The sequence below is a fragment of the Nocardia ignorata NBRC 108230 genome, assembly GCF_001612905.1.
GTDB lineage: Bacteria > Actinomycetota > Actinomycetes > Mycobacteriales > Mycobacteriaceae > Nocardia > Nocardia ignorata.
In genome coordinates, this window is the sequence record NZ_BDBI01000022.1 from 24,954 (window position 1) to 37,528 (window position 12,575).

13 protein-coding genes and 1 tRNA gene are annotated in these 12,575 nt (G+C 66.9%); 12 read left to right on the forward strand and 2 right to left on the reverse strand.

The window, feature by feature from the left end:
- Positions 1-2 precede the first annotated feature (2 nt).
- The 8 genes from NI2_RS18325 to NI2_RS18360 are packed head-to-tail and all read left to right on the forward strand — an operon-like array spanning position 3 to position 8,463.
- Positions 3-1,202 (forward strand): MCE family protein, encoded by a 1,200-nt coding sequence (locus NI2_RS18325; RefSeq protein ID WP_067492285.1) that lies wholly within the window; start codon positions 3-5, stop codon positions 1,200-1,202.
- Positions 1,199-2,227 (forward strand): MCE family protein, encoded by a 1,029-nt coding sequence (locus tag NI2_RS18330; RefSeq protein WP_084476514.1) that lies wholly within the window; start codon positions 1,199-1,201, stop codon positions 2,225-2,227. Before NI2_RS18325 ends, NI2_RS18330 begins: the two co-directional genes overlap by 4 nt.
- Positions 2,220-3,287, forward strand: a complete 1,068-nt coding sequence (locus NI2_RS18335) for an MCE family protein (protein WP_067492286.1) — start codon at positions 2,220-2,222, stop codon at positions 3,285-3,287. Before NI2_RS18330 ends, NI2_RS18335 begins: the two co-directional genes overlap by 8 nt.
- Positions 3,284-4,546, forward strand: coding sequence for an MCE family protein (locus NI2_RS18340; protein WP_067492287.1), 1,263 nt, complete (start codon positions 3,284-3,286; stop codon positions 4,544-4,546). The genes NI2_RS18335 and NI2_RS18340 overlap by 4 nt, the downstream gene beginning before the upstream one ends.
- Positions 4,543-5,760: an MCE family protein gene (locus tag NI2_RS18345; RefSeq protein WP_067492288.1), complete on the forward strand. Its 1,218-nt coding sequence runs from the start codon at positions 4,543-4,545 to the stop codon at positions 5,758-5,760. Before NI2_RS18340 ends, NI2_RS18345 begins: the two co-directional genes overlap by 4 nt.
- Positions 5,757-7,160, forward strand: a complete 1,404-nt coding sequence (locus NI2_RS18350) for an MCE family protein (protein ID WP_067492289.1) — start codon at positions 5,757-5,759, stop codon at positions 7,158-7,160. The genes NI2_RS18345 and NI2_RS18350 overlap by 4 nt, the downstream gene beginning before the upstream one ends.
- Positions 7,157-7,978, forward strand: a complete 822-nt coding sequence (locus NI2_RS18355; protein WP_067492290.1) for an Rv1363c family protein — start codon at positions 7,157-7,159, stop codon at positions 7,976-7,978. Before NI2_RS18350 ends, NI2_RS18355 begins: the two co-directional genes overlap by 4 nt.
- Entirely contained in the window at positions 7,975-8,463 is a 489-nt protein-coding gene (locus NI2_RS18360; protein WP_067492291.1) for an Rv1363c family protein, read from the forward strand. Before NI2_RS18355 ends, NI2_RS18360 begins: the two co-directional genes overlap by 4 nt.
- Before the next feature lie 3 nt (positions 8,464-8,466).
- Here NI2_RS18360 and NI2_RS18365 read toward each other — a convergent pair whose 3' ends face one another.
- Positions 8,467-9,993, reverse strand: a complete 1,527-nt coding sequence (locus NI2_RS18365) for an alpha,alpha-trehalose-phosphate synthase (UDP-forming) (protein WP_067492313.1) — start codon at positions 9,991-9,993, stop codon at positions 8,467-8,469.
- Between the two features lie 63 nt (positions 9,994-10,056).
- On the reverse strand, positions 10,057-10,215 hold the full coding sequence (locus NI2_RS34485; protein ID WP_166655756.1) for a hypothetical protein: 159 nt from the start codon (positions 10,213-10,215) through the stop codon (positions 10,057-10,059).
- Positions 10,216-10,321: 106 nt separating this feature from the next.
- On the opposite strand from NI2_RS34485, the gene NI2_RS18370 reads away from it, so the two are divergent.
- The 4 genes from NI2_RS18370 to NI2_RS18385 all read left to right on the forward strand — a co-directional run bounded on the left by NI2_RS18370 (position 10,322) and on the right by NI2_RS18385 (position 12,571).
- A complete protein-coding gene (locus tag NI2_RS18370) occupies positions 10,322-11,155 on the forward strand; it encodes an alpha/beta fold hydrolase (RefSeq protein WP_067492292.1) in 834 nt (277 codons plus the stop codon).
- A gap of 105 nt (positions 11,156-11,260) precedes the next feature.
- Positions 11,261-11,497 carry an MbtH family protein gene (locus NI2_RS18375; protein WP_022565839.1) on the forward strand — a complete coding sequence of 79 codons (237 nt, stop codon included), beginning with the start codon at positions 11,261-11,263 and terminating at the stop codon, positions 11,495-11,497.
- Positions 11,498-11,614: 117 nt separating this feature from the next.
- Positions 11,615-11,686 (forward strand) — tRNA-Thr (locus tag NI2_RS18380).
- Between the two features lie 135 nt (positions 11,687-11,821).
- On the forward strand, positions 11,822-12,571 hold the full coding sequence (locus NI2_RS18385) for an SDR family NAD(P)-dependent oxidoreductase (protein ID WP_067492293.1): 750 nt from the start codon (positions 11,822-11,824) through the stop codon (positions 12,569-12,571).
- The last annotated feature ends 4 nt before the right edge of the window (positions 12,572-12,575 follow it).

Here is a 12,575-nt window from a genome sequence, read left to right on the forward strand (position 1 = left end):
GTATGGACACCTCACGGATCGTTGCCGCACTGCAGGGCGGGCTCGGGCGCAAGCTCGCGGCCCTTGCCCTCGTCGGCGTACTCGTCGCGGGCGCGGCCTTCGCGATCGCGCTGTTCCAGGGCGCGTTCACCAACACCGCCGTGGTGCTGGTCGACGCGCCACGCTCGGGCCTGGTCCTCGACCCCGACGCCAAGGTGAAGGTGCGCGGCGTCGAGATCGGCCGGGTCGCCGACATCGACCTGGCCGCCGACGGCGCGACCCTGCGGTTGGAACTCGACCCCGACCAGCTGAAGCTCGTGCCCGACAACGCCGGGGTCGACATCCGCTCGACCACGGTGTTCGGTGCCAAATACGTCAATTTCATTGTGCCGGAACAGCCTTCTTCGAAGTCGCTGGCGCCGGGCAGCACCGTCTCGGCGAGCTCGGTGACCGTCGAGTTCAACACCCTGTTCCAGCACCTGTCCGATGTGCTCGCCCAGGTGGAGCCCGAAAAGCTGAACGCGACCCTGACCGCGCTCGGTACCGCCCTCGAAGGGCGCGGTGACAAGTTCGGCGATCTGCTCGTCCGATCGGATCGCTATCTGCGCGAACTGAATCCGTACCTGCCCACGCTGCAAACGGACCTGGACAAGACCGCGCAGGTGACCGGGATCTACGCCGATGTCGCCGATCCGCTGTTGCGCACGGTCGACAATTCGACGGGCACCGCGCAGACCATCACCGAAATGCAGGGTCAGCTCGACAACGTGCTGGTGAATGTGATCGGCCTGTCCGACACGGCCGGAACTGTCCTGCGGGAGAACGAGAACGATCTGGTGACCGCACTCGACCTGCTGCGTCCTTCCACCGCGCTGCTGTACGACTACCGCGAATCGGTGAGCTGTGTGGTCAACGGACTCGGCACACTGATCCCGATCGCCGAGGACATGATGGGTGGTTTGCTGCCCGGTGTCGGCATGAACGCGAGCTTCATGCTCGGTGCCAAACCCTACAGCTACCCGGACGACCTGCCCAAGGTGAACGCGACCGGAGGCCCGCGCTGTGAAGGCGTGCTGGACCGCGTCCCGGAGAGCCATTCGGACTACCTGGTGACCGACACCAGCGAGGGCGCTCCATACGCACCGACCACGCGCCACGAATTCCACGGCATGCCTCGGGTATTCCAGCTGCTGCTGGACGGAATGCCGGGAGTGACACGGTGAAGAACACAGGGACGACGATCAAACTGGCGATCTTCACCGTGGTGATGACGCTGGTATTCGCCGGTCTGGCAATCGTTTTGAGTCAGGCGCGGTTCTCCAGCGAGAACGGCTATCGCGCGGTGTTCACCAGCTCCTCGGGCATGGTGCCCGGCGCCAAGGTGCGCATCGCCGGTGTGCCGGTGGGTTCGGTGACCTCGGTGAAGGTCGGCGACGACAACCTCGCGCACGTCGAGTTCGATGTCGACACCAAGTACGCGGTCCTGGCCAGCACCCGGGCGGCGATCAAGTACGAGAACCTGGTCGGCGACCGGTATCTGGAGCTGCTGGAGGGGCCGGGTTCGGCTCGCCGGCTTTCCGACGGCGACACCATCGGCCTCGAGCAGACCCAGCCGGCCCTCGACCTCGACCTGCTGCTCGGCGGATTCAAGCCGCTGCTGCGCGGGCTCGACCCGGCGCAGGTCAACGACCTCACCGAGGCGCTGCTGCAGATCTTCCAGGGGCAGGGCGGAACGCTCGTGTCGCTGCTCAACAGCGGTGGCGGCTTCGCCAAGACCCTGGCCGATCGCGACGCGCTGATCGGCAGTGTGATCGACAACCTGAACACCGTGCTCGCCACGGTCAGCGATCGCGGCGACCAATTCGCCACCACCATCGACGAACTGCAGCGCCTGGTCAGCGACCTGTCCGCGGAGCGCGATCCGATCGGCAACGCGTTGCCGAGGATCGCGGGCGCGACCAAGGAGGTCAACGACCTGCTGGTGCAGGCCCGTCCCGATCTGCGCTCCACCATCGAACAGACCGGTCGGCTCGCCACCAACCTGGACGAGGGGTCCGATCACATCCAATGGGTGCTCGACAGACTGCCGGATACCTACAAGAAGCTCATCCGGATCGGCGCCTACGGCTCCTTCCTTCAGCTCTACATCTGCGGTACCAACTTTTTGATCAGTGGCCCCGATGGCAAGCCGATGGAAGTCCACATGCCGGCGCTGCAGGTCACCGGAAGGTGTAAGCCCAATGAATGACGAGTCCTCGCCTGCGGCGACGATCGGCATCGTCGGCGTGGTGCTGGCGCTGACGATCTCGCTCGCGACGCTGCAATTCACCGACCTGCCGTTCATCCGCTCGGGTGCGACCTTCACCGCGAACTTCCTCGACGCGGGCGGTCTCGTCCCCGGCGACCCGGTGCATGTGGCCGGTGTGCGCTCCGGCGAGGTACGGCAGGTGAACCTCGACGGCGACAAGGTCCTGGTGAAGTTCGACCTCGACGAGTCGATCGTGCTGGGGGAGAAGACGACTGCCGCGATCAAGACCAACACCGTGCTCGGCCGCAAATCGTTGGACGTGGTACCGGACGGCCCCGGCGCCATCGGCGCGCGGGACACCATTCCGGTCGAGCGGACCACCTCGCCCTACTCGCTCAACGAAGCACTGAGCGATCTCGGCGGTACGGTGCGTGACCTCGACCTGGAGCAGGTCGACCAGACCCTCGACACGCTGTCGGCGGCGTTCGCCGATACGCCGGGACCGCTGCGTAACGCGCTCGACGGTGTCACCGCGCTCTCCCGCAGCATCAACACCCGCGACCAGGCGCTGACCGACCTGCTGGCCAGGGCACAGAACGTCACCAAGATCCTGGCCGACCGCAGCACCCAGCTCAACACGCTGCTCATCGACGGCAACGCGCTGCTCGGCGAGCTCGACCGGCGCCGGGCCGCGATCAACCAGCTCGTCGTGTACATCGACGATGTGGCCAAACAGCTTTCGGGCCTGGTCGCCGACAACGAGCCGCAGATGCGGCCGACGCTGGACCGCCTGAATTCGGTCCTCGCCCTGCTCCAGCGCAATAAACAGAATCTCAACGACGCCCTCGACGGTCTCGGTCCCTACGCCGCCGCGCTCGGCGAGCAGGTCGGCAACGGGCCCTGGTTCAACGCCTACGTGGTGAACGCGTCCAGTGTCGAGCTCCGTCCGCTCGTCGACGCGCTGGTCTGGCCCGAACAACTGCCCCAGGACGTGATCGACATCTTCACCCACCCCAGGACGCCGTACATCGCTCCTGCCGAGGAGGATCCGCCGCGATGAGTGTCACCCAGCAGGTGCGCGGGTTGCCGCGCTGGACGATCGCGGTGGCGGTGGTGGTGATCGCGGCGCTTGTCGCGGTCGGTGTCTACCTCGTGACCGGCGTCGGAAAGAACACGGTGACCGCCTCGTTCACCTCGACCACCGGTCTGTACGCGGGCGACGAGGTGCGCGTTCTCGGCGTCACCGTCGGCAGCATCGACTCCATCGAACCGGGCCGCGGCCAGGTTCAGGTGAAGATGAGCATCGACAGCGATATCGACCTGCCCGCCGACGCGCGCGCCGTCATCATCGCGCCGTCCTTGGTCTCGGCCCGGTTCGTGCAGCTCGCGCCTGCCTACAGCGGCGGCCCGAAACTGGCCGACGGAGCGCAGATTCCGCTCGAGCGCACCGCGGTGCCGGTGGAGTGGGACGAGATCAAGGCCGAGCTGACCAAACTGTCGGCGGCGCTCGGTCCGGTCGGTGACGACAAGCAGGGCTCCTTCGGCCGCTTCGTCGACACCGCGGCCCAGAACCTCGACGGCAACGGCCAGAAGTTCCGCGACACCCTGCGTGAACTGTCCGCGACCCTGACAACCCTGTCCGACGGGCGGACCGACCTGTTCGCCACCATCCGCAACCTGCAGAAGTTCGTCGAGGTGCTCTCGGCGAGCAACGAGCAGATCGTGCAGTTCAGCGGCAGGCTCGCGTCGGTGTCGTCGGTGCTGGCCGGTGCGTCGGAAGAACTCGGCGCCGGTCTGGACAGTCTCGATGTGGCACTGGCCGATGTGAAGCGGTTCCTCGAGGGCACCGGTGGTGAGCTGACCGAGGGCGTCGAGCGACTCGCCGATGTCACCCAGACGCTGGTGGACAATCGGCCCGAGATCGAACGGGTGCTGCACTCCGGCCCCACGGCGATGGTGAACTTCTACCAGCTCTACAAACCGGCTCAGGGCTCGCTCACCGGTGCTGTCGCACTGAACAACACGGCCAATCCGCTCAGCTTCCTGTGCGGGTCGATCCGGGCCATCGAACACAACAACTCCGACAAATCCGCGGACCTGTGCGCGGAATTTCTCGCGCCCGTGATCAGTTCGCTCGCCATGAACTATGTGCCGATCATGACCAACCCGGCCAGCGGCGTCACCGCCTTCCCTGAGCAGTTGGTGTACAGCGACCCGAGCCTTGAAGGTGCGGTCCAGCAGGACCAGCCGCCCGGCGCGGCACCGATCACCGTGCCCGAAGGCCTTGCGGGGCTTGCTATTCCAGGAGGACCGCGATGAGGCGGCGCATACTCGCCGGGCTGGCCGTCGGCGTCGCCGTGGCGCTCGCCACCACCGGCTGTCAGTTCGACGGGCTCAACTCGTTGCCCATGCCGGGCTCCGAAGGGCGGATGGACGGCTCTTACACGGTGCGCATCCAGATGCCCAATGTCACGACGCTGACCCGGAATTCGCCGGTGCGGGTGAACGACATCGAGGTCGGCAACGTCACCGGGATCGAGGTCGAAGGCTGGCACGCGCTGGTGACGGTCTCGCTCAATCCCGATGTGCGCCTGCCTGCCAACGCGGTCGCCAAGATCGGGCAGACCAGTCTGCTCGGCAGCAACCACGTCGAATTGGCCGCCCCGACAAGCGAACCGCCGACCGGACAGTTGCGGGGCGGCGATGTCATCCCGCTCGAACGGGCCGGTGCCTACCCGACCACCGAACAGGTGCTGTCGTCGCTGTCGGTGGTGCTCAACGGCGGCGGGATCGCCCAGCTCGAGACGATCACCACCGAGCTGAACGCGATGGTGAACGGTCGTGAGGGCGAGATCGCCGACCTGCTCCCGCAGCTCAACGAGCTGACGACCGGGTTGCAGCGCCAGACCGGCAGCATCATCGCCGCGATGGAGGGTCTGGATCGGCTGGCGGTGAAACTGGCCGGTCAGCGTGAGGTGATCGCCGAGGCGATCGAGCAGATCCATCCCGCGCTCACCGCCCTGGCCGACCGATCGGCGAACATCGCCCGGGCGATCACGGCGCTCGGTGAGCTCGGCGACGTCAGCGAACGACTGATCAAGACCAGCGGCGACGACCTGGTGGCCAACCTGCGCAGTCTCGGCCCCGTGCTGCAGACGCTGGCCGACACCGGAACCAACCTGATCCAGGCGCTCGGCATCCTGCCGACCTTCCCGTTCCCGATCAGGAATATCGACAACGCGATCATGGGCGACTACCTGAATCTGTTCATCACCTTCGACCTGACCGCCAGCCGTCTCGACAGCAACTGGCTCACCGGTACGCCGCTCGGCGGTCGCTTCGGCGGTGTCGAGGGTGTGGTCGGCTCGTTCGCGCCGTCGACCGCCACGGATGCCGGTGACCCCGCCACCGCGCCGATGGCGCCCGCACCGGCTCCCGCACCCGCCATCCCCGGGCTACCGTCCATTCCCGGCCTGCCCGCCATCCCCGGTATCACCGCGCCGCTGCCCGGCCAGGAAGGGGCGGGTCGATGAAACTCACCCGGTTCGTGCGAGCCCAGCTCGCGATCTTCGCGGTGCTCACCGTGATCGGTCTGGTCGTGATGAGCGGCAGCTACCTGCATGTGCCCGCGATGTTCGGCATCGGCCGGTACGCGGTGACCGTGCAGCTCGCCGCCACCGGCGGGCTCTACCCGACGGCCAATGTGTCCTATCGGGGCCAGAACATCGGCAAGGTGGAGGCGGTGCGGCTCACGCCCGCGGGCGTCGAGGCAGACCTGTCGATCGACAGCGACTACAAGGTCCCCGCCGATTCGAGTGCCTGGGTGCGCAGTGTCTCGGCGATCGGCGAGCAGTACGTCGACCTCGTGCCGAGCGAACAGCCCGCCGACGGACACCTGCGCGACGGCTCGGTGATCCCGGTGCAGCGCACCCATCTGCCGCAGGACGTCGGCGCAATGCTCGACCAGGCCGACAAATTGCTCGCCACCGTCGCCGACACCCGCCTGCGCCAGGTGATCGACGAGGCGTTCCTGGCGTTCAACGGCGCCGGACCCGACCTGCAACGGTTCATCGACTCCGCGGCGCTGCTGATCCAGCAGGCCGAGACCGACATCGAACCGACCAAGAAGCTGCTCGACCAGATCGGCCCGCTGCTCGACACCCAGATCGAGTCCGAAGCCGATATCCGTTCCTGGACAAACGATCTGGCAACGATCACCGACCAGCTCCGCGAAAGCGACCCGACGCTGCGAAACCTGATGAACAACGGCCCTTCCGCGATGGAGGTGGTGAACAAGCAGTTCCAGGATCTGCGTCCCACCCTGCCGCTGCTGGCGCGAAACCTGGTGAGCCTCGGTCAGGTCGGCGTGACTTACGACGCCAGCGTGGAACAACTCCTGGTCGTCTTCCCGCCGTTGATCGCGGCGCTGCGCACCGCCATCCGCGGTCCGGCCAAATACGGCGTGATGGTCGACTTCATGACCGTGCTCAACGACCCGCCCGCCTGCACCACCGGCTTCCTGCCCGCGGAGCAGTGGCGCCAGCCCAGCGAGCTGACGCCGATGGACACTCCGCCCGGGCTGTACTGCAAGGTCCCGCAGGACTCGAACATCGCGGTCCGCGGCATCCGCAACACCCCGTGCATGGAGTTCCCCGGCCGCCGCGCACCCACCCCCGAACTGTGCCGGACCGGGTTCGTGCCCGAGGGCAACAACCCGCCGTTCGGCGAGGTCGAGCCGGTCGCTCCGGCGTCCGCACCGGCAGGCGCATCGACGGGCGCTGTGACGCCCGCCGCAGCGCGCCCCTATGATCCGTCGACGGGTACGTACCTGGGAACAGACGGACGCACCTACCGCCAAGGTGACATCGCCACCGATGGTTCGGGCACCGTTCCGGCCAGCTGGCAGGCGATGTTGGAGGAGCAGCAACGATGAACGACAACGACAACCGCCGCCCGCGTCGCCGGGCAGCACGCTCGGCCGGGCCACCGGTCGAGGACAAGGCGGCCGTGACGGTGGCCGTGAGTAAAAGCGAATCCGTATCACCAGCCGCTGAGGCCGCCGAGTCGGCGGACACGGTGAAGTTCACGAAGGGCGCCGCCGCACCCACCGTGAAGTTCGGCAAGGATGCCGTCGAGCCCACCGCCCCGACCGAGAAGATCGACAAGGACGCCGTCGATTCGTCCGCTCCGACCGTGAAGTTCACCGGCGGCATCGCGCAGTCCGAGGACGCGGCGGTGCCGAACGTTCCCGACGCGGAGAAGAAGTCGCGCGTGCGTCGCGTCCTCGCCGTCGCGGCGGCGGCCGTCCTCGTGCTCGCGCTCATGGTCGGCGCGGGGCTCTCCGCTGTCGCCGCGTTCATGACCGACGCCGAAGAGGACCTGCGCGCGGAGTACACCGAGACCGCACGTCAGGCCGTGCTGAACCTGACGACCATCCGCGCCGAATCCGCCAAGGAAGACATCGACCGCATCCTTGCCGTGGCATCGGGCGACTTCAAGTCCGAGTTCGACGGTCGAGTGGACCCGTTCATGGATGTCGTCAAGCAAGCCAACGTGGTGTCCAACGGCAGCGTTGTCGAGTCGGCCATCGTCTCGGCCGACCTCGAATCCGCGCAGGTGCTCGTCGCCGCCAAGCAGACGGTGACCAACAACGGTTCGCCCGAACCCCAATCGCGTCAGTACCGATTCCGCATCACCGTGACCAACGGTGAGACGGGCATGACCGTGTCGAAAGTGGAGTTCGTCGGATGAGCCGCAGAAGCGCACAGATCATTTTCGGCGTCCTCGCCGTCTTCGGCCTGATCGCCGCCGCCGTGCTCGGCGTCAGCGGCTACCAGCTGTGGGAGCACGACCGCACCGAGCAGGCCCGCGGCGAGGCGATGAGCACGGCGAGCCGCACGGTGAGCGCCATGTTCAGCTATGAACACGTCACGGTCGACACCGAGCTGCCCAAGGCCGCCGACGGCCTGAGCGAGTCGTTCCGCAACGACTACCTGCGGCTCATCGAGGAAGCCATCGCGCCCGGCGCCAAGGAGAAGCAGCTCACGGTCAAGGCGACAACGCAGGCCGAAGGCGTGATCTCCGCCGAACCCGAGCACGCGGTGGTGCTGCTGTACCTGAATCAGGTGACCACGAGCAAGGACGCGCCGCAGGGCACCGCCTCGGGCAGTCGCGTCCGGGTGTCGCTGGACAAGACCGGCGATCGCTGGCTGGTTTCCCAGGTCACGCCGGTCTGAGTCCTATCGGCTGGTGTCGGGGTAGTTGTCGTCGTCCTCGCTGAGTAGCGCGGAGCCGGCCACATTGCCCTGGGAGAGGGCGTCGAGGAAGGCGCGGGCCCAGCGGTCCACGTCGTGGGTGAGGACCTGGCGGCGCATGGAGCGCATGCGGCGGCGTTTGGTGTCGCGGTCGTCGTCGAGGGCGCCGACGATCGCGTCCTTCACGCTGTCCAGGTCGTGCGGGTTGCACAGGTAGGACTGCCGCAATTCGGCTGCCGCACCGGTGAATTCGCTGAGAACCAGGGCGCCGTTGAGGTCGCTGTGGCAGGCCACGTACTCCTTGGCGACCAGATTCATGCCGTCACGCAGCGGTGTGACGAGCATGGCGTCGGCGGCCACGAAGAAGGCGATCAGCTCGTCGCGGGGGATCGGCCGGTGCAGGTAGTGCACCACCGGGTAGCCGACGCGGGCGAATTCGCCGTTGATCCGGCCCACCTGACGTTCGATGTCGCCGCGCATCTTGATGTAGCTCTGTACGCGCTCACGCGACGGCGTGGCCAGCTGGACCATCACTGTCTCGGCCGGGTCGACGCGGCCCTCCTCCAGGAGCTCCTGGAGGGCATTGAGGCGGATGTCGATGCCCTTGGTGTAGTCGAGGCGGTCGACACCGAGCATGATGTTCTTCGGGTTGCCCAGTTCGGCGCGGATCTTGGCCGCGCGTTCACGCACCGACCGGCGCCGTGAGTGCTCGTCGAGTTCGGCGGAATCGATCGAGATCGGGAACGCGCCGACGCGCACCGTGCGGAAACCGACCTGGACCACACCCAGCTTGGACCGCACCCCGATGGTGCCGCGCGAGGTGGGCTGACCGGCCAGCCTGCGGGCCAGGTACAGGAAGTTCTGCGCGCCACCGGGCAGATGGAAACCGATCAGGTCGGCGCCGAGCAGGCCCTCGACGATCTCGGTGCGCCACGGCATCTGCATGAACAGCTCGACCGGTGGGAACGGGATGTGCAGGAAGAACCCGATCGTCAGATCCGGGCGCAACATGCGAAGCATCTTCGGCACCAGCTGCAGCTGGTAGTCCTGCACCCAGACCGTCGCGCCCTCGGCGGCCACCTTCGCGGTCTCCTCGGCGAAGCGCCGGTTGACCTCCACATAGGCCGCCCACCAGGCCCGGTCGTACACGGGCCGCACGATCACGTCGTGGTACAGCGGCCACAGGGTGCCGTTGGAGAACCCCTCGTAGTAGTCCTCCACCTCCTGCGACGACAGCGGCACCGGATACAGCTCGAGCCCGTCCTCGATGATCGGCTCGACGTCGACATCGGGCACCCCGGCCCAGCCGACCCAGGCGCCCTTGTTGCTGCGCAGTACGGGTTCCAGCGCGGTCACCAGACCGCCGGGGCTGCGCTTCCACCGGGTTGTGCCGTCGGGCAGTTTCTCGAGGTCGACCGGGAGCCGGTTGGCGACGACGACGAATCCCGATCCCGCACCCGAGGGTGCCACGGGTTCTTCGGACGGACGGTCGTTGGACTGTTCATCGATCATCTGGTCCACTCACGCATCCTTTGCGTCGCAGGGTGCCGTTTTGAGGTTGTAGTAGGTGGTTGCTCAGCTGGGGCCGATGCCGAGCATCGACAGCAGCATGCGGCACTCGTCGGCGTCCTCGGCATATGCCGCGACCACGCGCTGCGCCTGGCGAGCGGTCTCGTCGGCCAGCGGCTCGAGCTCGTCGTCGGCGATGTCGTTGGCGGTGCTCTTCGCGGCCATAGTGGTTCGTCCTCCCGGTTTTCCAACGCTCTTCGTGCGAGTAGTCAATAGTATCGGGCGCCGGTTACCGTGGATTGGTTCGTCAACCCGACCGAAAGGTTTCCCCATGCCACTGGCCACGGTGAACGGCATCGCATTGAACTATCAGGTCAAGGGCGACCGTACCAAGGGCACCGACGTCAAGGGCGGCGGTCCGCTGGTGGTGTTGATCATGGGAACCGGTTCGCCCGGCCGCGTCTGGGAGCTGCACCAGGTGCCCGCGCTGGTCGCGGCCGGATACCGGGTCTGCACCTTCGACAACCGCGGCATCGCGCCGTCCTACGAGGCCGCGGGCGGTATGCGCATCGAGGAGCTGGTCGCCGACACCGCCGCGCTCATCGAACTCCTCGGCGAGGGTCCCGCGCTGGTCGCCGGCACGTCGATGGGTGCGCGGGTGGCCCAGGAACTGGCCCTCGCCCGTCCCGATCTCGTGCGCAAGGCCGTGTTCATGGCCGGGCACGGCCGTCTCGACCAGTTCCAGAAGACCCTGTCGGCCGGTGAGCAGGACCTCGACGCCTCGGGCGTGCAGCTGCCCGCCAAGTTCGAGGCGGCCGTCACCGCGGTGATGAACCTGTCGCCCGCCACCATGGCCGACCGCAACGCCGCCCGCGACTGGCTCGACCTGTTCGAATTCACCGGCGGACCGGCCACCGCGGGCATCCGCGCCCAGCGCGCCATGGACCACGACTTCGACCGCGTGGCCGCCTACCGCGCGATCACCGTGCCCTGTCTGGCGATCGGTTTCGCCGACGACCGGATGATTCCCCCGTACCTGTCGCGCGAGGTCGCCGAGGCCATCCCCGGCGCCCGATACCAGGAAATCCCCGACGCGGGTCATTTCGGCTACCTCGAACGGCCCGAGGCCGTGAACAAGATCCTGCTCGATTTCTTCGCGAGCTGAGGTAACCGCCTACGCGTAACGTATGGCTTGCTAGGGTCGACACAACGCTCGGGGCTTGCCGGCCTCAGCGATCCCGTACACAGCGCCAGTATCCAGTGAGGTGAAATGAGCACCAACCCCTTCGACGACGAGGACGGCCGCTTCTTCGTTCTGGTCAACGACGAAGAGCAGCACTCCCTGTGGCCCGCGTTCGCGGAGGTCCCGGCGGGTTGGCGTGTCGTGTTCGGCGAAGAAAGCCGGGCCGCGTGCGTCGAGTACGTCGAGAAGAACTGGACCGACATGCGTCCCAAGAGCCTGCGCGACGCCATGGCCGCCGACGACGCCGCCCGCGCCCAGTCCTGACCGGTACCTTCCGAATACTGCGCCGGGACCGCTCGCTGGGCGTCCCCGCGTGACACCGAACTCGGTGTCACGCGGCGGACGTGTCCGGTTATGATGGTCGCTGCCCTCCGGGGACCCGCCTCCTTAGCTCAGTGGTAGAGCACCGCTCTTGTAAAGCGAAGGTCGTCAGTTCAATCCTGACAGGGGGCTCTCTCAGCCCTGACCCGACGTTCGGGTCAGGGCTTTTTCGTGCGGCATCGCTCGACAAGCCGATCGTCTGTCTACTGTGAAATGGTGAGCTCGTCCTGATTCATCGGTGCGGTAGCAACGGGATGGAGGATCGGCGTGGCTGTTTACGAGGTGGGGCATCGGTCGGCTGTGGTGAGTGGGGCGGGGTCGGGGATCGGGCGGGCGGTGGCGCTCGGGCTGGCGGGGAACGGGGCGTCGGTGGTGGTGTTCGATCTGAACGAGGGGGCGGCGCGGGAGGTCGCCGACGAGATCGTGGTCAACGGGGGGACTGCGGTGGCTTTGGCCGGGGATGCGGCTGATCCGGGCGATGTGGCCAGGAGTGTTGCCGCAGCACAGGAGATGTTGCCGTTGGGGATCGCTGTGAACAATGCGGGGATCACGGGGGAGCGCAACGCGATCGGTGATTATTCGATCGAGGGGTGGCGCAAGGTGATGGCGGTGAATCTCGATTCCGTCTTCTACGGAATGCGCGAGCAATTGCCGGTGCTCGCGGCGAACGGTGGCGGGGCGATCGTGAATATGGCCTCGATCCTCGCCAGTGTCGGAAATCCCGAATACGCCGGATATGTCACCGCCAAGCACGCGCTGCTCGGCCTGACGAAGAACGGTGCGCTCGAATACGCGCGGCAGAATGTCCGTGTGAACGCCGTCGGACCCGGCTACATCCGCACCCCGCTCCTGGCCGACGATCCCGAAACCACCAAGTTCCTGGAAGACAAGCATCCGATCGGCCGCCTCGGTACGCCGGACGAGGTCGCCAACCTGGTCCTGTTCCTCGCCAGCGACGCCGCCAGTTTCATCACCGGCAGCTATCACCTCGTCGACGGCGGCTACACCGCGCAGTGAAAGA

Excerpts from the sequence above, each read along its gene's own strand:
- NI2_RS18335 (WP_067492286.1), top strand. The coding sequence starts at position 2,220 with ATGAATGACGAGTCCTCGCCTGCGGCGACGATCGGCATCGTCGGCGTG.
- NI2_RS18370 (WP_067492292.1), top strand. The coding sequence starts at position 10,322 with ATGCCACTGGCCACGGTGAACGGCATCGCATTGAACTATCAGGTCAAG.
- NI2_RS18340 (WP_067492287.1), top strand. The coding sequence starts at position 3,284 with ATGAGTGTCACCCAGCAGGTGCGCGGGTTGCCGCGCTGGACGATCGCG.
- NI2_RS18360 (WP_067492291.1), top strand. The coding sequence starts at position 7,975 with ATGAGCCGCAGAAGCGCACAGATCATTTTCGGCGTCCTCGCCGTCTTC.
- NI2_RS18355 (WP_067492290.1), top strand. The coding sequence starts at position 7,157 with ATGAACGACAACGACAACCGCCGCCCGCGTCGCCGGGCAGCACGCTCG.
- NI2_RS18350 (WP_067492289.1), top strand. The coding sequence starts at position 5,757 with ATGAAACTCACCCGGTTCGTGCGAGCCCAGCTCGCGATCTTCGCGGTG.
- NI2_RS18375 (WP_022565839.1), top strand. The coding sequence starts at position 11,261 with ATGAGCACCAACCCCTTCGACGACGAGGACGGCCGCTTCTTCGTTCTG.
- NI2_RS18325 (WP_067492285.1), top strand. The coding sequence starts at position 3 with ATGGACACCTCACGGATCGTTGCCGCACTGCAGGGCGGGCTCGGGCGC.
- NI2_RS34485 (WP_166655756.1), bottom strand. The coding sequence starts at position 10,215 with ATGGCCGCGAAGAGCACCGCCAACGACATCGCCGACGACGAGCTCGAG.
- NI2_RS18365 (WP_067492313.1), bottom strand. The coding sequence starts at position 9,993 with ATGATCGATGAACAGTCCAACGACCGTCCGTCCGAAGAACCCGTGGCA.
- NI2_RS18345 (WP_067492288.1), top strand. The coding sequence starts at position 4,543 with ATGAGGCGGCGCATACTCGCCGGGCTGGCCGTCGGCGTCGCCGTGGCG.